This is a genomic window from Rhodoluna sp., assembly GCF_036721215.1.
GTDB lineage: Bacteria > Actinomycetota > Actinomycetes > Actinomycetales > Microbacteriaceae > Rhodoluna.
Genome location: NZ_DAIMLM010000001.1, coordinates 603392 through 622250 on the forward strand (window position 1 = coordinate 603392; position 18859 = coordinate 622250).

The 18859-nt window shown below is 49.9% G+C and carries 22 protein-coding genes; 20 read left to right on the forward strand and 2 right to left on the reverse strand.

Annotated features, from left to right (window positions below; translation table 11 throughout):
• From rbfA to AC9UCN_RS03110, 11 genes are all read left to right on the forward strand, one after another.
• Window positions 1-438, forward strand: a complete 438-nt coding sequence (rbfA, locus tag AC9UCN_RS03060) for a 30S ribosome-binding factor RbfA (protein WP_509523564.1) — start codon at window positions 1-3, stop codon at window positions 436-438.
• A gap of 2 nt (window positions 439-440) precedes the next feature.
• Window positions 441-1331, forward strand: coding sequence for a tRNA pseudouridine(55) synthase TruB (gene truB, locus AC9UCN_RS03065; RefSeq protein ID WP_509523566.1), 891 nt, complete (start codon window positions 441-443; stop codon window positions 1329-1331).
• Window positions 1324-1689, forward strand: coding sequence for a hypothetical protein (locus AC9UCN_RS03070; RefSeq protein WP_509523567.1), 366 nt, complete (start codon window positions 1324-1326; stop codon window positions 1687-1689). Before truB ends, AC9UCN_RS03070 begins: the two co-directional genes overlap by 8 nt.
• A 24-nt stretch (window positions 1690-1713) precedes the next feature.
• Window positions 1714-2112, forward strand: coding sequence for a hypothetical protein (locus AC9UCN_RS03075; protein ID WP_509523568.1), 399 nt, complete (start codon window positions 1714-1716; stop codon window positions 2110-2112).
• A gap of 1 nt (window position 2113) precedes the next feature.
• On the forward strand, window positions 2114-3046 hold the full coding sequence (locus tag AC9UCN_RS03080) for a bifunctional riboflavin kinase/FAD synthetase (protein ID WP_509523570.1): 933 nt from the start codon (window positions 2114-2116) through the stop codon (window positions 3044-3046).
• Entirely contained in the window at window positions 3043-3555 is a 513-nt protein-coding gene (locus AC9UCN_RS03085) for a DUF805 domain-containing protein (protein WP_509523572.1), read from the forward strand. The genes AC9UCN_RS03080 and AC9UCN_RS03085 overlap by 4 nt, the downstream gene beginning before the upstream one ends.
• A 126-nt stretch (window positions 3556-3681) precedes the next feature.
• Window positions 3682-3951: a 30S ribosomal protein S15 gene (gene rpsO, locus AC9UCN_RS03090; protein ID WP_509523573.1), complete on the forward strand. Its 270-nt coding sequence runs from the start codon at window positions 3682-3684 to the stop codon at window positions 3949-3951.
• 254 nt (window positions 3952-4205) lie between these two features.
• Window positions 4206-6410 carry a polyribonucleotide nucleotidyltransferase gene (locus AC9UCN_RS03095; protein WP_509523575.1) on the forward strand — a complete coding sequence of 735 codons (2205 nt, stop codon included), beginning with the start codon at window positions 4206-4208 and terminating at the stop codon, window positions 6408-6410.
• 12 nt (window positions 6411-6422) lie between these two features.
• Window positions 6423-7760, forward strand: a complete 1338-nt coding sequence (locus AC9UCN_RS03100; RefSeq protein ID WP_509523577.1) for a M16 family metallopeptidase — start codon at window positions 6423-6425, stop codon at window positions 7758-7760.
• A 20-nt stretch (window positions 7761-7780) separates the two neighbouring features.
• Window positions 7781-8500 carry a 4-hydroxy-tetrahydrodipicolinate reductase gene (gene dapB / locus AC9UCN_RS03105; RefSeq protein WP_509523579.1) on the forward strand — a complete coding sequence of 240 codons (720 nt, stop codon included), beginning with the start codon at window positions 7781-7783 and terminating at the stop codon, window positions 8498-8500.
• A 1-nt stretch (window position 8501) separates the two neighbouring features.
• Window positions 8502-8945: a hypothetical protein gene (locus tag AC9UCN_RS03110; protein ID WP_509523581.1), complete on the forward strand. Its 444-nt coding sequence runs from the start codon at window positions 8502-8504 to the stop codon at window positions 8943-8945.
• Here AC9UCN_RS03110 and AC9UCN_RS03115 read toward each other — a convergent pair.
• Both AC9UCN_RS03115 and AC9UCN_RS03120 read right to left on the reverse strand, forming a co-directional pair.
• Window positions 8942-9418, reverse strand: coding sequence for a DUF4395 domain-containing protein (locus AC9UCN_RS03115; protein ID WP_509523582.1), 477 nt, complete (start codon window positions 9416-9418; stop codon window positions 8942-8944). The two genes, AC9UCN_RS03110 and AC9UCN_RS03115, sit on opposite strands and share 4 nt — an antisense overlap.
• The gene (locus tag AC9UCN_RS03120; protein ID WP_509523584.1) at window positions 9415-9948 is read right to left on the reverse strand and encodes a TlpA family protein disulfide reductase; all 534 of its coding nucleotides are present in this window, start codon (window positions 9946-9948) and stop codon (window positions 9415-9417) included. Before AC9UCN_RS03120 ends, AC9UCN_RS03115 begins: the two co-directional genes overlap by 4 nt.
• A gap of 46 nt (window positions 9949-9994) precedes the next feature.
• Between AC9UCN_RS03120 and thyX the strand changes: the two genes are divergently transcribed.
• The 9 genes from thyX (at window position 9995) to recA (ending at window position 18857) form a co-directional block, all read left to right on the forward strand.
• The gene (gene thyX / locus AC9UCN_RS03125) at window positions 9995-10726 is read left to right on the forward strand and encodes an FAD-dependent thymidylate synthase (RefSeq protein WP_509523586.1); all 732 of its coding nucleotides are present in this window, start codon (window positions 9995-9997) and stop codon (window positions 10724-10726) included.
• 25 nt (window positions 10727-10751) lie between these two features.
• Window positions 10752-11732, forward strand: a complete 981-nt coding sequence (gene dapA, locus AC9UCN_RS03130; RefSeq protein ID WP_509523587.1) for a 4-hydroxy-tetrahydrodipicolinate synthase — start codon at window positions 10752-10754, stop codon at window positions 11730-11732.
• Between the two features lie 63 nt (window positions 11733-11795).
• Window positions 11796-13427, forward strand: a complete 1632-nt coding sequence (locus AC9UCN_RS03135; RefSeq protein ID WP_509523661.1) for a ribonuclease J — start codon at window positions 11796-11798, stop codon at window positions 13425-13427.
• 49 nt (window positions 13428-13476) lie between these two features.
• Complete coding sequence (locus tag AC9UCN_RS03140; protein WP_509523589.1) at window positions 13477-15954, forward strand: DNA translocase FtsK 4TM domain-containing protein; 2478 nt, start codon at window positions 13477-13479, stop codon at window positions 15952-15954.
• Complete coding sequence (pgsA, locus tag AC9UCN_RS03145; RefSeq protein ID WP_509523591.1) at window positions 15951-16484, forward strand: CDP-diacylglycerol--glycerol-3-phosphate 3-phosphatidyltransferase; 534 nt, start codon at window positions 15951-15953, stop codon at window positions 16482-16484. The genes AC9UCN_RS03140 and pgsA overlap by 4 nt, the downstream gene beginning before the upstream one ends.
• The gene (locus tag AC9UCN_RS03150) at window positions 16481-16972 is read left to right on the forward strand and encodes a CinA family protein (RefSeq protein ID WP_509523593.1); all 492 of its coding nucleotides are present in this window, start codon (window positions 16481-16483) and stop codon (window positions 16970-16972) included. Before pgsA ends, AC9UCN_RS03150 begins: the two co-directional genes overlap by 4 nt.
• 61 nt (window positions 16973-17033) lie before the next feature.
• Window positions 17034-17399, forward strand: coding sequence for a helix-turn-helix domain-containing protein (locus AC9UCN_RS03155; RefSeq protein ID WP_509523595.1), 366 nt, complete (start codon window positions 17034-17036; stop codon window positions 17397-17399).
• Window positions 17400-17403: 4 nt separating this feature from the next.
• The gene (locus AC9UCN_RS03160) at window positions 17404-17637 is read left to right on the forward strand and encodes a DUF3046 domain-containing protein (RefSeq protein ID WP_509523597.1); all 234 of its coding nucleotides are present in this window, start codon (window positions 17404-17406) and stop codon (window positions 17635-17637) included.
• A gap of 149 nt (window positions 17638-17786) precedes the next feature.
• Window positions 17787-18857, forward strand: coding sequence for a recombinase RecA (gene recA, locus AC9UCN_RS03165; protein ID WP_509523599.1), 1071 nt, complete (start codon window positions 17787-17789; stop codon window positions 18855-18857).
• Window positions 18858-18859 lie beyond the last annotated feature (2 nt).

Genomic DNA, 18859 nt, shown 5'->3' on the forward strand with positions numbered 1-18859 from the left:
ATGGTCGATGTAGCTCGCGCTCGCAAGCTCGCCGAACGTATCAAGGTTTTGGTGGCAGAGTCTTTGGAGAAAACCGTGAAAGACCCAGATCTGGGTTTTGTCACACTCACTGAAGTAAAAGTGACTCCAGATTTACAGCACGCACAGATCTTTTACACCGTCTACGGCTCCGATGAAGACCGCGCTAGATCAAACGAGATTATCAAAAGAAACACTGGTCGGATTCGAGGCGATGTTGGTCATAACCTTTCTATTCGCCTTACACCGACTCTCGAATTCATTGCCGATGAACTTCCTGAAAACGCAGCTCACCTAAACGATTTACTGGCAGAAGCTAGAGCCAGAGACGCTCAGGTTGCCAAGATTGCAGCTTCAGCAAACTATGCGGGGGAGCTAAACCCTTACAAGGAACCAAAGATCCAAGAAGATCAGGACTAATCTTGGCCACCCCAGGTTTGGTTTTGATTGATAAACCAACTAGCTGGACCAGCCATGATGTTGTTGCCAAAGTGCGCAAGGCGGTTGGGACCAAGAAGGTCGGCCACGCCGGAACCCTTGATCCACTAGCAACCGGTCTATTAGTTCTTGGCATTGAATCTGGAACCAAATTACTTACCTTTTTGGTCGGTGCCGACAAAACCTATGAAGCAACCATTCGACTTGGCCAGCAAACGATTTCCGATGATTCCGAATCGGAAGTAATCGCCTCTTTCAGCGCAGAAGAAATAGCAAAACTTAGCGATGAGGATATTGCCCGTGAGATTGCCAAGCTAACTGGTGTACTTATGCAAACTCCCTCTTCGGTCAGTGCCATAAAGGTAGACGGCAAGAGAGCTTATGACCTTGTTCGAGCAGGTGAAGAGGTCGAGCTAAAGGCTCGTGAGGTAACCATCTACCGCTTCGAAATGCTCTCAGTAGCCAGAGTTTCTGGATTCTTGGATGTGGAAGTTAAAGTGGAGTGCTCCTCTGGAACCTACATCCGAGCCTTGGCTCGGGATCTTGGTGCCTCTTTGGGTGTTGGTGGTCACATCACGGCACTTCGCAGAACCAAGGTTGGGCATTTTGATGTAAATGAGGCCAACTCGATTGAAGAACTCAGTGAATTACGGCTAACAGAGTTAGCGACGGCCGCCAAGCAACTCTTTCCAGTTATTGAGCTAACGGAATCAGAAGTTACAGATTTGATTCATGGCAAGCGAATCACAGCTAAGTCAGAGGTTACTGGCCTAGCTGCAGGGCTTTCAACGTCAGGAAAGCTAGTTGCTGTCCTGGAGGGTGTGAAAACTGACTTAAAATCAGTTGTGGTCTTCCAAGGAGAAAAAAATGATTGAGTGGTTCTATCTAGCTCAGCTCTGGGTTGCCGTGGCGGCAGGGATGTTTTCCGTAACTCTTGGCGCCATGAAGAAGCTGCCGAGTTTGTGGAGCATCGGATCGCTGGCTCTTGTCTTGCTTGGTCTTATAGGCCAGTTCGTAGTTTCCATTGCTGTGGTTAGTGGCGGGGCGAGTGCAGCTCTGGATACCGTCGAGTACTTCGCGTACCTGTTGGTAGCGATCATGGTTCCTATCGGAGCAGGATTTTGGGGTCTGGTGGAAAGAAACCGCTGGTCAACAATGATTCTGGGTGTTGCTGCTTTGACTGTTGCCGTGATGTTAGTTCGCATGCACCAAATCTGGACCGGCAGTTACTAACCAAGAAAGAGTAAGGCTTCTAGATTGACAAAATCCTCGAGATCGCTCGGCGTTGGCAGGCTGCTCATTTTGGTTTATGCAGTCTTTGCTGTGTCCTCAACCGCTCGAGCTAGCTTTCAGGTCGTTACAAAATTTGAAGAGGCGCCACTGGCGTATTCACTTTCACTGCTTAGCGCTCTGGTTTACATTCTCGCAACCGTTTCTTTGGCTAGGTCTGGAATGACCTGGAACAAAGTTGCGATTGGGGCTGTTGTTTTTGAACTGGTTGGAGTACTTGGCGTTGGAACGCTTTCTTTTGTTGCGCCAGAGCTTTTTGATCACGCCAGCGTTTGGTCAGGCTTTGGCTCCGGCTATGGCTACTTGCCTCTGGTTCTTCCGATTCTTGGTTTGATTTGGATTCGAAAAGCAAAACGAGGCAACTAGCTTGCAGACTTATTCAGTTCTTTCAGATGTTCCATCCGATATCGGAAAAACAGCCGTAACCATTGGCAAGTTTGACTGCCTCCACTTGGGGCATCAGTCGCTGTTTTCAAACTTGATTCAAGCCGCCAAGGATGCATCACTGGTGCCAACGGTAGTGACTTTTGATAGGCACCCAGATCATCTGCTTCGCCCAGATCGGGCAAAGTTGCCAATTATTGGTAAGTCTCAAAAGCATTCTTTAATTGAATCTCTCGGCGCAGCGGTTTTAGTCGAGCTCGAGTTTAATCAAGCACTTGCTAGCAAAACTCCTGAGCAGTTTGTGAAAGAGATCTTGGTTGATACTTTGCATGCCCAGGTGGTTATGGTCGGCCAAGGTTTTCGATTCGGCAATCAAGGTTCGGGGGACACCCAGACCTTACGAGAGCTAGGACAGCATTATGGCTTTAGTGTTTTCGAAGTGAAGCCAATTGAAATCGATGGCGAGACTGTATCCACTACAAGGGTAAGAAACCTCCTGGACGAAGGAAATGTGTCGGCTGTAGCCAGGCTGCTCGGAAGAGTTCATGTGGCGGTTGGAATTGTGGAGCACGGCTTGAAGATTGGAAGAAAAATCGGCTTCCCGACTGCGAACTTATCGCGCGCGGCAGAAGGTTATCTTCCACTAGATGGCGTCTATTCCGGATGGTTAGTGTCTGAAGGCATCAGGTATCCGGCAGCCCACTCGGTTGGCATCAACGAGACCTTTCAGGCGGTACCGAGGCTTGTGGAATCGCACGTCTTGGACGAAACCGAGCTTGATCTTTACGACAAGGAAGTGACCTTGGAGTTTATTGACTTTGTGAGACCCGTGGAGAAATTTGATGGGGTTGACTCACTTGTTGCCCAAATCAATCTAGATTTAGAAGTAGTCAGAAAACAGTTAGGGATGAAATGAAAGTAACTTTTGCTGGAGCCGTGAAATCGGCGTTCGTGAACTTCGCACAGTTTCGTGGTGTGAGCACCAGGGCTCAGTATTGGTACTTCGTGCTATTCAGTGTTTTGATGACCCTTGTCCTTGGAACCATCGATTCGGTTATTTGGCCCCCAGTTGAAACCGATGATGTGCTGGTAGCGCTAAACCAGCCAACCCCTTTTTCAAATATCTTCGCAATTGTCATACTGATTCCATCTCTTGCGATAACTTCCAGACGAATTCGAGACGCCGGTTGGTCGGGTAAGTGGCTGTGGTCCCTATTGTTGCCAATTGTGCCTTTTGTCTATGGCGTGGTTGGAGTTATCAGCTATCTTGAAAACGTTGTTACCCCAGATATTGAGACTTTAGTTACCTTGATTTCCTACTTCGTTCCAGCACTCTTGCTGGCGTTTGCTGTGCAAGTTTTTCTGTTGGTTTTGTGCCTGAAGCGCAGTAAATCTAAGGAAGATGGCAACCGCTACGCCGAATAGATTCTTGGGCTGGCGTCAGGGCGGCTTCCTAGAGTAAGCTTTTGGGGTTGCCGTGTATCGGCCGCGGATAGATAGAGCAAATAACTCAATGTTTTTGCGCCGCGCAGCGAATAGAAGGAAGACACCATGTCACTAGATGCAAAAGTTAAAAACGACATTATTCAGCAGTATGCAACTCACCCAGGTGACACCGGTTCTCCTGAAGTTCAGATTGCTGTATTGACCCAGCGCGTAAAGGATCTAACCGAGCACCTAAAGGAGCACAAGCATGACCACCACTCTCGTCGTGGATTGCTACTGCTAGTAGGTCAGCGTCGTAGATTGCTTGGTTACTTGCAGAAGGTTGACATTGGTCGCTACCGTGCTCTAATTGAGCGCCTAGGTATCCGCCGCTAACTAGCAAAACACTGTTATTGACCTAGATTCCTAGGCAATTTTGCCCTGCCCTGTTAGGCTCATATAGAGCGATGAGGATAGGTTTGCTGGTCCTCGGTGGTGGATCTTGGGAAATCCCAAGTTTTTCTACTGACGATCAGGCACGCTTTTCAAGTCTTGAGAAGCAAAAAATCTCTCGCCTCATTCTCGCTATGCGCATTTACCCAACAGTTGGGTGAAATAAGTGCGCATTACAAGAACTAAGAGGAGGGACCATGGAAGGTCCAGAAATTAAATCAGCCGAAGCAGTAATTGACAACGGCAAGTACGGAAAGCGAACCATTCGCTTTGAAGCTGGAAGACTCGCGCAACAGGCGCAAGGTTCAGCAGCCATCTACCTAGACGGCGAAACAATGCTCTTTTCGGCAACTAGCGCAAGCAAGCAGCCAAAGGATCAGTTCGACTTCTTCCCATTGACTATCGACGTTGAGGAAAGAATGTATGCCGCGGGCCGAATCCCGGGATCATTCTTCCGTCGTGAGGGACGCCCATCAACCGAGGCAATTTTGGCATGTCGACTAATTGACCGCCCACTTCGCCCATCGTTTGTTGATGGTCTAAGAAACGAAATTCAGGTTGTTGTGACAGTAATGTCCATCGAGCCGGACGAGCTTTACGACGTATTAGCTATCAACGCAGCTTCTATGTCTACCCAGATTGCTGGATTGCCTTTTTCTGGTCCAATTGGTGGAGTGCGAGTAGCACTTATCGATGGCCAGTGGGTTGCATTCCCGAAGCACTCTCAGCTAGACCGCGCAGTATTCAACATGGTTGTTGCTGGGCGTCAGATTATCGAAGACGGTAAAGAAGACATCGCAATCATGATGGTCGAAGCCGAAGCCTCTGAAAACGCTTGGGATCTGATCAAGTCTGAAGGTGCAACTGCTCCAAGTGAGGAAGTTGTATCTGAAGGACTGCTAGCTTCTAAGCCTTTCATCATGCAGCTAATCAAGGCTCAGCAGGAGCTAGCCAAGGTAGCATCTCGCGAGAGTGCCGACTACCCAGTGTTCTTGCCTTACACAGATGAGTTCTACGCATTGGTTGAGAAAGAAACCGAAGCAGAGCTAGCCAAGATCTACCAGGTTGCAGACAAGCAGTCTCGTCAGGATCAAGATGACGCTTACAAGGCATCTGTCAAAGAGAAGCTTGCTTCTTCTGTTTCTGAAGAAGACATGGCTATGTTTAGCGCCGCTTACAAGTCTGTAACCAAGAAGGTTATGAGAAAGCGCGTTTTGGAAGAGGGAATTCGTATTGACGGACGAGGACTTCGCGACATCAGAAAGCTAGATGCAGAAGTTGCTGTAATCCCTAGGGTTCACGGCTCTGCTATTTTCCAGCGTGGCGAAACTCAGATTCTTGGAGTTACCACCTTGAACATGTTGAAGATGGAACAGCAGATTGACTCACTGTCACCTGTGAAGACCAAGCGTTACATGCACAACTACAACTTCCCTCCTTACTCAACCGGTGAAACCGGAAGAGTGGGAACCCCGAAGCGACGTGAGATTGGTCACGGTGCGCTCGCAGAGCGTGCTCTTGTGCCTGTGCTTCCGGCTAGAGATGAATTCCCATACGCAATTCGTCAGGTATCTGAGGCACTTGGTTCCAACGGATCGACCTCGATGGGTTCTGTTTGTGCATCTACTCTTGCAATGCTTAACGCGGGTGTTCCACTTCGCGCAGCGGTTGCAGGTATCGCGATGGGTCTTATCTCCGATCAGATCGATGGCAAGACCCGCTACGCGGCCTTGACAGACATCCTTGGTGCAGAAGATGCGCTGGGAGACATGGACTTCAAGGTTGCCGGTACCAGCGAGTTCATCACTGCGATTCAGCTAGATACCAAGTTGGATGGAATTCCAGCTTCGGTTCTAGATGGAGCGCTACTGCAGGCCAAAGAAGCAAGACTCAAGATTCTTGATGTCATGAACCAGGCAATCAGCACCCCAGATGAGATGGCACCAACCGCTCCACGAGTTATCGCGGTGAAGATTCCTCTGGACAAAATCGGTGAAGTAATCGGCCCTAAGGGCAAGATGATCAAACAGATCCAGGATGACACCGGTTCTGACATCTCGATTGAAGACGATGGAACTGTTTACATCGGTGCCGTTGACGGACCTTCTGCAGAAGCTGCTAAGGCTGCTATCAACGCGATTGCAAACCCACACGTTCCAGAAATCGGAGAGCGATTCCTTGGAACTGTTGTGAAGTTGGCAACCTTCGGAGCCTTCATTTCCTTGGTTCCTGGTCGCGATGGACTGCTACACATCTCAGAACTCAAGAAAATGGCAGGTGGCAAGCGAGTTGAGAACGTCGAAGACGTTCTAGAAGTTGGCCAGCGCATCCAGGTTGAAATTTCGAAGATCGATGACCGTGGAAAGCTATCGCTTTCTCCAGTTGAGACCGAAGACAAGTAACTCCAGGGATACATGACTGAAGTATTGTTCCCACTAGGACAATCTGATTTATCGTTCACCGCTTCGGGTGGCACTTCTGTTCGCAGAAGTGTCCTCCCAAGCGGTGTTCGCGTCTTAACGGAACAAGTCCCTGGTGCTCAGAGCGTCTCGGTTTCCTTCTCGGTAGCTGTGGGCTCAAGGGACGAGACCAATAACCACTTTGGAAGCACCCATTTCCTAGAGCACCTTTTGTTTAAGGGCACCAAGAAAAGAACTGCGCTAGATATCGCAGTAGCTTTTGACTCGGTTGGTGGCTCATCGAACGCCTCTACAGGTAAAGAGCACACTTCCTACTACGCCAGAGTTCAGGACAAGGCCCTACCGATAGCGGTTGATGTAATCGCCGATATGCTCACTTCAAGCCTTATTGATCCAACAGAATTTGAAAACGAACGCCCAGTAATTCTTGAAGAACTAGCCATGAACGATGACGATCCACACGATGTGGTGCACGAGGAGTTCTCCACCGCTGTTTTGGGAGATCACCCACTCGGTAGACCAATTGGTGGAACCCAAGAGACCATATCTGCTGTGACTCGCGATGCGGTCTGGGAGCACTACCAGCAAAACTATCGCCCACAAGATCTAGTGGTCGCAGCAGCCGGAAGCGTCGATCACCAAGAGCTAGTGAGGTTAGTGGAGCAAGGTTTATTGGCTGCCGGTTGGGATCTATCGATTCCTGCTGAGCCAGTAGCAAGAAGGCTACTTCACCCGGCCAAGATTTCACGTGGGCTAAAGGTCAAGGTAATAAACCGTCCAATCTCGCAAGTCAATATCTTGGTTGGCTCTGAAGGCTTATCGGTCGATGACCCAAGGCGTCACGCCATGGGAATACTAAATACTGTCTTGGGTGGCGGAATGAGTTCGAGACTATTTCAAGAGATTCGCGAAAAGCGCGGCCTTGCTTATTCGGTTTACTCTTTCAACCAGGGTTACTCGGATGCTGCGACCTTTGGTTTGTATGCAGGCTGCTCAGCGGCTAAGGCTGTTGAAGTGACTTCGTTGATGCTTGAAGAGCTAGAAAAGGTCGCAACCGCTGGCATCACTAGGGCAGAACTTGAACTTGCGCAAGGCAACATCTCAGGCAGCTTAGCGCTGAAGTTTGAAACCAACCAAGCAAGAATGTCCCGCTTAGCTACCGCGGAAATTGTCTCGGGGGAGTTTATGGACCTTGATGAGTCGCTGTCTCGATTCGAGCAAGTGAGCTTAGACGATGTCCAGTCCTTGGCGGCCGACCTAGTCTCCCGGCCAAGATCCCTAGTGGCTGTTGGCGATGTTGATCAGGCCATGTTTGATCAATTTGTAAGTTAGCTCAAGGTAAGTTTGAAACCGTGAGCACAAGCGTTAGCCTGATAGGCGCCTCCGGTCGAATGGGTCAACTTACGCTCGGCTTGATTGAAAACGACCCTTCCTTTACTCTCCATAGCGCCTTGGGTTCTGAAAACTCCTTGAATGAAGCTATCGGTGCTGATTTAGTAATTGACTTTACGAATCCAGAAGTTTCCGAGCGAATAGTTGATTTCGCAATCGATAACAACTTGCGGCTCTTAGTTGGAACCAGTGGTTGGAGCAAAGAGAAGATTGATCGCATAAGAGCCAAGATGGCTGGAACATCGGCGGTTGTTGCGATTGTTCCCAATTTTTCAATTGGTTCTGTTCTAGCCACCAAGTTTGCCGCGGACGCTTCAAAGTATTTTGACGGGATTGAGATCATTGAGACTCACAACGTCACAAAGATTGATGCCCCTTCCGGAACTGCTCTTTACACATCCCTTGCAATCTCAGACGCAAGAAAAGGAAAGCCTGCTTTGGAGCAAACGGGAGCGGTTAAGGACCCCTTGTTCAACGGAATTCCGATCAAGAGCGTTCGGCTTCCAGACAAGCACGCTGAGCAAGAAGTAACTCTCACTGGCCCCGATGAGTTTCTATATGTTCGCCACGAAGTTACTTCTCACGAGGTCTACGCCAAGGGCATCTTGCTATCAATGCATAAGACCATGAAACTTTCTGGACTCAGTGTTGGCATGCTGGATTTAATGGAAGAGAACTAGCTTGACCTCCGCAAAACTTGGGGCAATTGTCATGACTGGCCTATTGGGTGTCTATCTCACCCTTGTCGGAGAGCGCTCTTTGGCACTTATTGGCTCGAGTGAGCCAGTTGCGGTAGCTATTGGATCTTTGATGCTATTTCTTCCAGTTGTTGCGGCTTGGGGAATTTTTCTTGAGCTTAGATTTGGTTTGAGGATTGAAAAACTTGGCGAAGTTCTAAAGCAAGAAAACGCCTGGCCACGCTTTGAGTTTGAGCTTCAACCAAGCGGTCGTCCAACAAAAGATTCAGCAGAAGCAATCTTTGGCAAGTATCGCGAGATAGTTGAGGCCGACGAATCTAATTGGAGAACCTGGTTTGCGTTAGGCCTTGCCTATGATGCCGCGGGGGATAGGGCTAGAGCCCGAAAGGCGATGCGACAAGCAATCGCCCTCGGACGAACTAGCTAACTCTTTGAAGGTATTACACCAATTCTTTTTAGCCCCAAATACATCTGGCAGCCCAGGCAGTAAGCAAAGACAGCGTTTAAAAACGCTGCAGTGAATGCCGCTGCTGCTGCAACCGGCAGAGCGTAGGCAACACCCAGAAGGTGCAGCACTAGTCCGGTTCCAGTGACAAGCAATCCAACGAACTGCGCGAAGTGCACCGGTGTTGCGTTCTCAAGTGCTGTCGGCGGCTTTAGCGCTGGTCGAACTAGATACTTGAACACGTATGAGTAAGGGTGCTTGGCAGGTCCCAATGCGGTTCCGAAAACAAACATCGTTACCGCGAAAATCATGATTCCCAAAGCTAGGTTGATTGTTTCGGCAGCAAGGCTTAGGTAAATTACCAAAACCATAAGTACTGAGGTTATTGCGGCTCCAAATCTAGGGCCTCTTGGGTCGATTCCTTTGGGCGCAGGTGTTTGGTTTGATGTGTTCATTTGATCTCCAGTTTCGCTAGTTCTTGTTGAATGACGTTTAGTTTTGGTGCGCCACCGATTCGGGCTTGAACCTTGCCGGTTCGATCCAGGACCAAAGTGGTGGGGGTTTGCATGACGTTGAAGTGAGCTGCCAGATCCATGCGGTCTGTTAGGTCAACCTCTATATGAGTTAGATCTGGGTTTTTTGACTCCAGCTCTTTGAAGTATTTGGCGGTCTGGACACAGATTGAACAAACCTCGGTGGAAAACTGCAACAAGGTTGCCTTCTTTCCAAAGCTGGTAACGGGCTTGCCGGCCCTAGTGGCCTTCAGTTTTCCAAGATCGACAATTTCCCCCGAGCGCACCAGCTTGGCTCGGCCCGTTCTTGCTCGCCACCAGAATCCAGCCGAGAGGGCTACCAGCACCAGCGCGGCAATGATGGTGATTCGAAAATCCAAAGCTTCCTCAATTCGGTCGGTTCTTGCTCCACCTGTAGTCAACTTGGTTACGGTTCGGATTATGCCCGATTTTTGAGAAATTTTTGGGCTCACGAGGGGCCTTGCCAGCTCCTTGCTTGGTTCTAGATAAGCTGGTCAAATGTCCGAAGTAGTTTTTAGATCCGATGTCACGGTCGAATTAGTCCGATCCAACGCCAGTGACCAGGATGTGCTGTTTGCCGCGAGGGTTTCAACCCAAGGAGAGCAATCCCTAGAGGCGGCAACAGCCAACAAGGACGCTGAGGCTGACTCTCGCGACCGAGGACTAATCAACTATTTGATGCGCGATCGTCACGGTTCTCCGTTTGAGCACAACTCCATGACTTTTTATGTTCAGGCGCCAATTTTTGTATTTAGAGAATTCATGCGCCACCGAATTGCTAGCTACAACGAAGAGTCGGGTCGCTACAAAGAGCTTTCTCCAGTGTTTTACATTCCAGGACCAGATCGTAACTTGGTCCAAACCGGCAAAACTGGTCACTACGAATTCTTGCCAGGATCAGCGGAACAGATTGCACTAGTGGAGCAAGAATCTAGAACTGCTTCAATTAGCGCCTACGAGTCCTATCAGAGAATGCTCGAAGCAGGAGTTGCCAGAGAGGTGGCTCGTATCGTGCTGCCTCTTAACATTTACTCGAGCATGTATGTGACCATGAACTCACGTGCACTGATGAACTTTCTAAGCCTTCGAACCAAGCGCGAGGGCACCCACTTCCCATCTTTCCCACAGCGTGAAATAGAAATGTGTGCTGAGAAGATGGAAGATTTCTGGGCCAAGCTGATGCCATTTACCTACGAGACCTTCAACCAAAACGGTCGAGTAGCACCCTAACTTAGCTCTGGGCTAAGGTTTATCCATGGCCAAAACAAACCAAGGTATCTTCGGGCAAGTGCTCGTTGCTCTTGTGACGCCCATGACCCCTGAGGGTGAGGTCGACTGGGGTTCTGTCGAAAAGCACATGGATTATGTGATCTCAAATGGTGCAGACGGAATTGTGGTGACTGGAACTACCGGTGAAACCAGCACACTAACTGACCCAGAAAAGATCAAGCTCGTTGAAGTTGGAAAATCAGTGGCAGCGGGACGAGCAAAGATCATTACTGGCGGTGGCTCAAACGAAACCGCACACGCCATGCAGCTTTACAAAGCAAGTGAAAAAGCTGGTGCCGATGGAGTCATGATCGTGACTCCTTATTACAACAAGCCAACTCAGGCTGGAATATTGACTCATTTCCGCCTGATTGCGGATTCAACTGATTTGCCGGTTATCTTGTATGACATTCCAGGTAGAACCGGTGTTGCTATTTCGCAGCAAACTTTTCATAGAGCAGCCAAGCACCCAAACATCATCGCGGTAAAAGATGCCGTGGGGGACCTAGCTCAAGCTTCCAGATTGATGAATGAAACTGACTTGATGTATTTCTCAGGCGATGATTCGAACGTATTGCCGCACTTATCTATTGGCGCTACCGGTTTGATTGGCGTGACAGCAAACGTAGCCCCAGCCGCGTACCGAGAACTGGTTGATGCTACCAACCGCAATGATTTCAACCATGCGCTAAGCGTTCACAACGCACTCGAACCACTGCAGCGAGCCATCATGACTCACGTTCCAGGAACTGTGGCTGCAAAGTATGTCTTAGATGGCCTAGGCATGATTTCATCAGCCCGTGTTAGATTGCCATTAGTTGGACCAGAAGATGACGAGGCTGCTCGCATTGAAGATGGAATAGAGAAAGTCGGCACTGTGCCAGGACTTTCTTTTGAGAACTTTAGACCAGATAGAAACGCTGCCGCTGGCGGTGCTTTGCCTAAGGTGGCAGGCACAACCCGCTAAAGCAAGAAAGTAGAACCTGTGGTTCAGACCCTGCCGCTACCGGCAAAGCTTCAAAAAGATGTCATGAGAATTATTCCACTCGGTGGAATTGGCGAGATCGGTCGCAACATGACAGTCTTTGAAATCAACGGCAAGATACTCATTGTTGATTGCGGTGTCTTGTTTCCCGAAGAGAACCAGCCAGGTGTGGACGTAATCCTGCCTGACTTTGGCTATCTTCGCGATCGGCTAAATGACATCATCGGATTGGTTTTGACCCACGGCCACGAAGATCACATCGGGGGAGTGCCGTACCTGCTTCGCCTAAAAGGCGATATTCCAATCATTGGCTCTGCGCTAACTTTGGCCTTCATTGAAGCCAAGGCCAAAGAGCACAAAATGAGCCTTTTCACCCACACCGTCTCAGAAGGAGACGTGGAGACCATGGGAGATTTCGAACTTGAATTCGTTGCGGTGAATCATTCGATTCCTGACGCGCTTGCGGTTGTAATCAAATCAAAGGCCGGAACGATTTTGCATACCGGAGATTTCAAGATGGATCAGATTCCACTTGATGGCAGGCTTACCGACCTTCGGGCATTTTCTAGAATCGGTGAAGCTGGGCTGGATCTGTTTTTGTGTGATTCAACCAACGCTGATGTTCCTGGCTTTACTCCTTTGGAAAAAGACATCGGACCAGTTTTAGAAGACGTAATTGGTCGGGCCAAAAAGCGAGTCATTGTTGCCTCTTTTTCCTCGCACGTTCATAGAGTCCAGCAGGTAATTGATGCAGCGGTTCATAACGGCCGCAAAGTTGCGCTAGTTGGAAGATCGATGGTGCGCAATATGCACATCGCCAGCGAGCTTGGTTACCTAGATGTTCCCGACGGCGCGCTTATTGAATTGAAAGACGCACTCAGTCTTGATCCAAGCCAGGTAGTGTTTATGTCCACCGGTAGCCAGGGTGAGCCAATGGCGGTTCTGTCTCGCATGGTGAATCTGGAGCACGATATTGAAATTGCCGAAGGTGACACTGTGATTTTGGCAAGCTCCTTGATTCCTGGAAACGAAAACGCGGTCTACCGAATCATTGATGGGCTTACCAAGCTTGGCGCCAATGTGATTCACAAAGGTAACGCCAAGGTTCATGTCTCAGGTCACGCCGCAGCCGGAGAGCTACTCTACGTATACAACATCCTGAAGCCTAAAAACGTTATGCCAGTTCACGGTGAGTATCGTCACCTGATAGCTAACGCCAGGCTAGCGGAGCAAACTGGAGTCAAGCCAGAAAACATTATTTTGGCCGAAGATGGCTTTGTGATCGATTTGGCTAACGGTGTAGCCAAAGTAGTCGGAGAGGTCGAATGTGGGTTGCTGTTTGTAGACGGTAAGACGGTTGGAACCATCACTGAGGAAGACCTAAAAGATCGTCGCATTCTTGCTGAAGAGGGATTCATATCGGTATTTGTGGTTATCGACCCTAGAACAGGTTTGATTACCGCAGGTCCTGAGATTAGAGCTCGGGCATTTGCTGAAGAAGATCACGTCTTTGATGACGTGAAGCCTCAGATAGAAAAGGCTCTGCTATTGGCTGCAAGAGAGGGAATCAAAGATACCCATCAGTTGCAGCAGGTGATTCGTCGAAGCGTCGGAGGCTGGGTTTCCAAAGCTCACCGCAGACGCCCGATGATCATTCCGGTAGTTATCCACGGCTAGCCGCCTAGGTTCCGCAGGTTTTGGCCAGGCCGCTAGTAGTTTAAAAGTCATGGCAACTCGAAAATCGACTCCTGCGTCTAAGCGCGCCACGGCCAAAACCCAGGTTCTTGGCTCGGCTAAGTCGGCTAAGCCTAATGTTTCTATAGCCACCAGGTTTTATCTGGCCCTAGCCCACGGTTTTGGTGCCACAGCCAGGGCTTTTTCCCATGAGAAGTTAGCCAAGGAAGATCGCCGTGATGGGCCACCATTTTTCATGGCGTTACTTGGTGTTCTGGGGATTGTCTTTAGCTGGTTTTTGATCCAGGAGCCTTGGGCACAGCTATTGCATGCCTGGACCTTCGGGATGCTTTTTGGCCCCGTGGCTTTTGTGCTGCCGGTAATCATGATTGTTTTTGCTGTCTATTTGGCAAGGCACCCATCAACCACACGGGACAACTCGCGCATTGGAATTGGATTGTTTTTGCTACTAATGGTGGCATCAGGGTTTTTTCACCTATTTAGCGCTCAGCCGCAACCAACCGATGGGGTAGTAGCCCTTAGCGAAGCCGGCGGGCTGCTTGGCTGGCTAATTGCCATACCTTTTGTTTCTACAATCTCGATCTGGGGCGCTGTTCCAGTTTTGGTGCTGTTTGGCCTGGGTTCTGTTTTGATTATGACCCGAACCGCTCCTAACAAGATCGGGGAGCGGCTGGGTGAGCTTTATGAGTACCTATTTGGTTCCGCGCTTCAGAAAAAAAGCCAAGACGATAGCGAATTGGAACTGCACGATGCCTTTGATGGCACCAAGGCTCCTTGGTGGAGAAGATCCAAAAAAGACGACAACGCTTATGATTCTGCTCTTGTTGAGGATATCGATTTGGTTGAGGGCATGCTCGAGCAGGATGAACCCGAGCAGGATTATGAGCTAGATGCAGAGCCGCTAGATCCAGAAGTCTTATTTGATGAGCCCGAGCAGGACTCAGAGCCTGTGGCACCAGTTGGCAAGACCCAACGCGCTTACAAGCTTCCCGACCCATCTCTTCTTGGCCCAGGAACAATACCAAAGCTTAAATCCGAGGTAACTGACGAAGTTGTTGCATCGATTAGCTCGGTATTCCAAGAATTCGACATCGATGCCACCGTGACCGGTTTTTCTAGAGGACCAACCGTGACTCGATACGAGGTGGAGTTAGCCGCCGGAGTAAAGGTGGAGGCGGTAACAAGGCTGGCAAGCAATATTTCCTACGCGGTTGCCTCCAACGAGGTGCGAATCTTGGCTCCAATTCCTGGCAAGAGCGCAATTGGAATTGAGATACCAAATACTGACCGTGAGACTGTTTCTTTGGGCGATGTGCTGCGCTCGCAAAATGCCAAGTTGTCAGCTCATCCGCTAACCATCGGTATCGGTAAAGATGTCGAGGGTGGCTACGTGGTGGCAAACCTCGCGAAGATGCCACACCTTTTGGTAGCTGGAGCTACCGGTGCCGGTAAGTCCAGCTTCGTAAATGCCATGATTACCTCCATCCTGATGCGGGCAAAGCCCGCTGAGGTGAGGCTAGTTTTGATTGACCCCAAACGAGTGGAGCTTGCCGCCTACCAAGGTGTTCCACATTTGATTACGCCAATCATTACTAACCCCAAAAAAGCTGCTGAAGCTTTGCAGTGGGTAGTAAAAGAGATGGACATGCGCTACGACGATCTGGCATCTTTTGGTTTCAAGCACATCGATGATTTCAACAGGGCGGTAGTAGCAGGCGAGCTAAGCGTTCCAGAAGGTTCAACAAGAAAACTTCAGCCGTACCCGTACTTGTTGGTAGTAGTTGACGAGCTAGCGGATCTAATGATTGTCGCACCGCGCGATGTTGAAGACTCGATTGTTCGAATCACCCAGCTCGCTCGAGCTTCCGGAATTCATTTAGTGTTGGCAACCCAGCGACCTTCGGTTGATGTGGTTACTGGTTTGATTAAGGCAAACGTACCCTCGCGACTTGCTTTCTCAGTTTCATCGATTACCGACTCCAGAGTTATCTTGGATCAAACCGGCGCTGAGAAACTAGTTGGTCAAGGTGACGCGCTGTTTTCCCCGATGGGCACCAATAAACCAATTCGAGTGCAGGGTGCTTGGGTTGGCGAGGTCGAGTTACACCAGGTTGTTGCTCACGTGAAGGCCCAGATGGAGCCAGAGTATCGAGCGGATGTGGCGGTTACCGCAACTGCACGGGTTGTTGATTCTGACATCGGTGATGACCTAGAGGTTCTATTGCAGGCAACCGAATTGATTGTGAACTCACAATTTGGTTCTACTTCTATGCTGCAGCGAAAGCTAAGAGTTGGCTTTGCAAAAGCTGGCAGGCTAATGGACCTTCTGGAATCTAGAAACATAGTTGGCCCTTCCGAAGGCTCCAAGGCCAGGGACGTTTTGGTAAAGCCCGAAGAGCTCGCCACGGTACTTGCACAGCTGCGAGGCGACAAGCCACAGACTTTGACGGTTTCTAACGATGACGACGAAGGCGACGAAGACGCTTGGCAGCTAACGGGTAGGCCTTGAACCTGCCAAATAGCATCACGATGCTTCGCATCTTGATGGCTCCGATTTTTGTGTTCTTACTGTTGGCTTTTCCTGAACCTGCCTCTTGGCAGAGATTCCTGGCTCTTTTCTTGTTTGTGTTAGCAATCTCAACCGACGGTATCGATGGCATGATTGCCCGCCGAACCGACAAGGTCACAGATCTTGGAAAGTTTTTGGATCCGGTTGCCGACAAGGTTCTTATCGGCGGAGCTCTAGTCGCTCTTTCGATTCTCGGTGAGATTGACTGGTGGGTTACAGCAGTTATCCTGCTTCGCGAAGTTTTGGTTACTGCTTATCGCGCTTTGGTAGCAAAGAAAGAAGTGATTGCCGCGGGCTGGGCTGGGAAGCTAAAGACAATTTTGCAAGGTGTTGCAATTGGAGTGGTGCTGGCACCGTTCGAGGTTTGGTTCCCGATCTGGAGTCTGTTCGAGCTATTCACTATTTACCTTGCGGTTGCCGCAACTTTGGTGTCTGGAATTTCGTTTTTTGTGGCAGTTAGAAAAAAATGACCACACCAGAAAAGATTCTGGATCAACTTCGAAGCCAGAGCAAGTACTTAGTCGTAGCGGAATCGCTAACCGGAGGGTTACTAACCGCACGGTTTGCAGCAATTGCTGGAGCATCGGATGTTTTGCTAACTGGAATCGTTGCTTACGATACGAGATTGAAGCACGAGCTACTCGGGGTCTCGAATCAGCTGTTGGAAAATCAAGGACCGGTTGACCCAGAAGTTGCTGCCCAAATGGCCGACGGCCTGAGATCAAGAATTGCCAACAAAACTGGAATTGATTCTGATCAAATTATTGCCATATCTACAACCGGGGTAGCAGGACCTGCTGCCCAAGGCGAAAAGCCAGTGGGGGAGCTGTACATTGCGGTGTCTCAGGCCGGGGCTACCAAGGTATTTGCCCACCAGCTAGCTGGGGAGCGGGGCCAAATCCAGAATTCTGCGGTTTTGCTGGGAGTGGGACACCTGTGGGATGAAATTGCGGGATAATCTAGTTATCCATGTCAGAGCCAACGAGTAGATTTAGCCAAGAAAGTAAAAGGAGGGTCGCGTGGCACTAGTTAGAACTGAAATCGGAGATGTACTGCGGGACTTTAGGCTGCAGAAGGGCCAGACCCTGCGTCAGGTCGCTTCCCGCGCCAGCGTTGCCCTGGGCTACCTGAGCGAGCTAGAACGAGGCCAAAAAGAGGCTTCTTCCGAGATTTTGGCCTCCGTTGCCGAGGCCCTAGAGGTTCCGCTCTCTGTAGTGTTGCGCGAGGTTTCTGACCGAATTGCCCTTGTTGAAGGCGTATTGCCAGAGGAATTCATGGCAAGCAGCCTGCCTGGCAAGGAAGTATCTGATTTGATAGTCCCAATTGGCTTCGTCCAGGACTTCAACGAGCAGCTCGAAAAGGACCTGCTCGGCGGTCGCATCTAGACCCTTGCGTCTTAGCCAGTTTCAGGAGCTAATGGCCGATGAGTTCGGCAAAGCTCAATCCGATGTCCTAATCCGTGACCTTGCCCTAATGGAGCTTGGAGACCTTACAGCCGCCTCACTACTGGCTTTAGGGGAAGACCCAAAGCAGATCTGGCTGGCTATTTGCCGGGTTCAGCAGGTCCCAAAGGAGCGTTGGGCGGGTCTGGACAAAAAAGCTAAAAAACAACACGCCGAGTAGAAAAATACTCGAAATTTTGTTCGAATTCTGCTAGGGTCTTACCAAGGCAGTTTAAAGGTCGAAGTTATACACAAATTGGTGTTTTGACCCAAAGGTTGTCGGTAGCAAAAAGTATTCTCGGAACCACATCAATTCGAAAGAGGACCCAAATGCCATCAGCATCAGATCGCGAGAAAGCACTCGACACTGCTCTAGCCCAGATCGAACGTCAGTTTGGTAAGGGTTCCGTAATGAGACTCGGTTCTGACGAGCGGGCTCCTGTTGAGGTCATCCCAACCGGCTCAATCGCACTAGATGCAGCCCTTGGAACCGGTGGTTTGCCAAGAGGAAGAATTGTTGAAGTTTACGGGCCAGAGTCTTCAGGTAAGACAACCGTTGCCCTACACGCTATTGCCAACGCACAGCGCGCTGGAGGAATTGCTGCGTTCATTGACGCCGAGCACGCCTTGGACCCGGAATATGCCAAGGCGCTCGGGGTCGACACTGACGCTCTACTAGTCAGCCAGCCAGACACCGGTGAGCAAGCTCTTGAGATTGCGGACATGCTAGTTCGCTCCGGTTCGGTTGACATCATCGTTATCGACTCGGTTGCTGCTTTGGTTCCGCGCGCAGAAATCGAAGGCGAGATGGGTGACACCCACGTTGGTTTGCAAGCTCGGTTGATGTCTCAGGCGCTTCGCAAGCTAACTGGAGCCCTGAGTAACACCAACACCACAATGATCTTTATCAATCAGCTACGCGAAAAGATCGGTGTGTTCTTCGGAAGCCCAGAGACCACCTCCGGTGGAAAGGCTTTGAAGTTCTACGCTTCGGTTCGACTAGACATTCGCAGAATCGAAACCCTAAAGGACGGTACCGAGGCAGTTGGAAACCGTACCCGCGTAAAGGTTGTCAAGAACAAGATGGCCGCGCCATTCAAGCAGGCTGAGTTCGACATCATTTATGGAACTGGAATCTCTCGTGAGGGTAGCTTGCTGGACTTTGGTGTTGAGCACGAAGTGGTCAAGAAATCCGGTGCTTGGTACACCTACGAAGGTGAGCAGCTAGGCCAGGGTAAGGAAAACTCTAGAAGTTACCTAATTGAGAACCCAGAAGTTGCTAACGAAATCGAAAAGAAGATCAAGTCCAAGCTTGGCGTTGGTGTTCCTCGTGCAGTTGCCGACCTACCTGTTGAAGAAGTAGCCCCGGAGGCCCCTAAGAAGGCTGCGTCAGCAGGCTAATC

Bases quoted from the DNA above. Each gene is read 5' to 3' on its own strand.
- AC9UCN_RS03085 (WP_509523572.1), top strand. From the start codon at position 3,043: ATGAAAGTAACTTTTGCTGGAGCCGTGAAATCGGCGTTCGTGAACTTC.
- AC9UCN_RS03095 (WP_509523575.1), top strand. From the start codon at position 4,206: ATGGAAGGTCCAGAAATTAAATCAGCCGAAGCAGTAATTGACAACGGC.
- rpsO (WP_509523573.1), top strand. From the start codon at position 3,682: ATGTCACTAGATGCAAAAGTTAAAAACGACATTATTCAGCAGTATGCA.
- AC9UCN_RS03100 (WP_509523577.1), top strand. From the start codon at position 6,423: ATGACTGAAGTATTGTTCCCACTAGGACAATCTGATTTATCGTTCACC.
- AC9UCN_RS03135 (WP_509523661.1), top strand. From the start codon at position 11,796: ATGAGAATTATTCCACTCGGTGGAATTGGCGAGATCGGTCGCAACATG.
- AC9UCN_RS03070 (WP_509523567.1), top strand. From the start codon at position 1,324: ATGATTGAGTGGTTCTATCTAGCTCAGCTCTGGGTTGCCGTGGCGGCA.
- AC9UCN_RS03115 (WP_509523582.1), bottom strand. From the start codon at position 9,418: ATGAACACATCAAACCAAACACCTGCGCCCAAAGGAATCGACCCAAGA.
- rbfA (WP_509523564.1), top strand. From the start codon at position 1: ATGGTCGATGTAGCTCGCGCTCGCAAGCTCGCCGAACGTATCAAGGTT.
- thyX (WP_509523586.1), top strand. From the start codon at position 9,995: ATGTCCGAAGTAGTTTTTAGATCCGATGTCACGGTCGAATTAGTCCGA.
- recA (WP_509523599.1), top strand. From the start codon at position 17,787: ATGCCATCAGCATCAGATCGCGAGAAAGCACTCGACACTGCTCTAGCC.
- AC9UCN_RS03150 (WP_509523593.1), top strand. From the start codon at position 16,481: ATGACCACACCAGAAAAGATTCTGGATCAACTTCGAAGCCAGAGCAAG.
- dapA (WP_509523587.1), top strand. From the start codon at position 10,752: ATGGCCAAAACAAACCAAGGTATCTTCGGGCAAGTGCTCGTTGCTCTT.
- AC9UCN_RS03140 (WP_509523589.1), top strand. From the start codon at position 13,477: ATGGCAACTCGAAAATCGACTCCTGCGTCTAAGCGCGCCACGGCCAAA.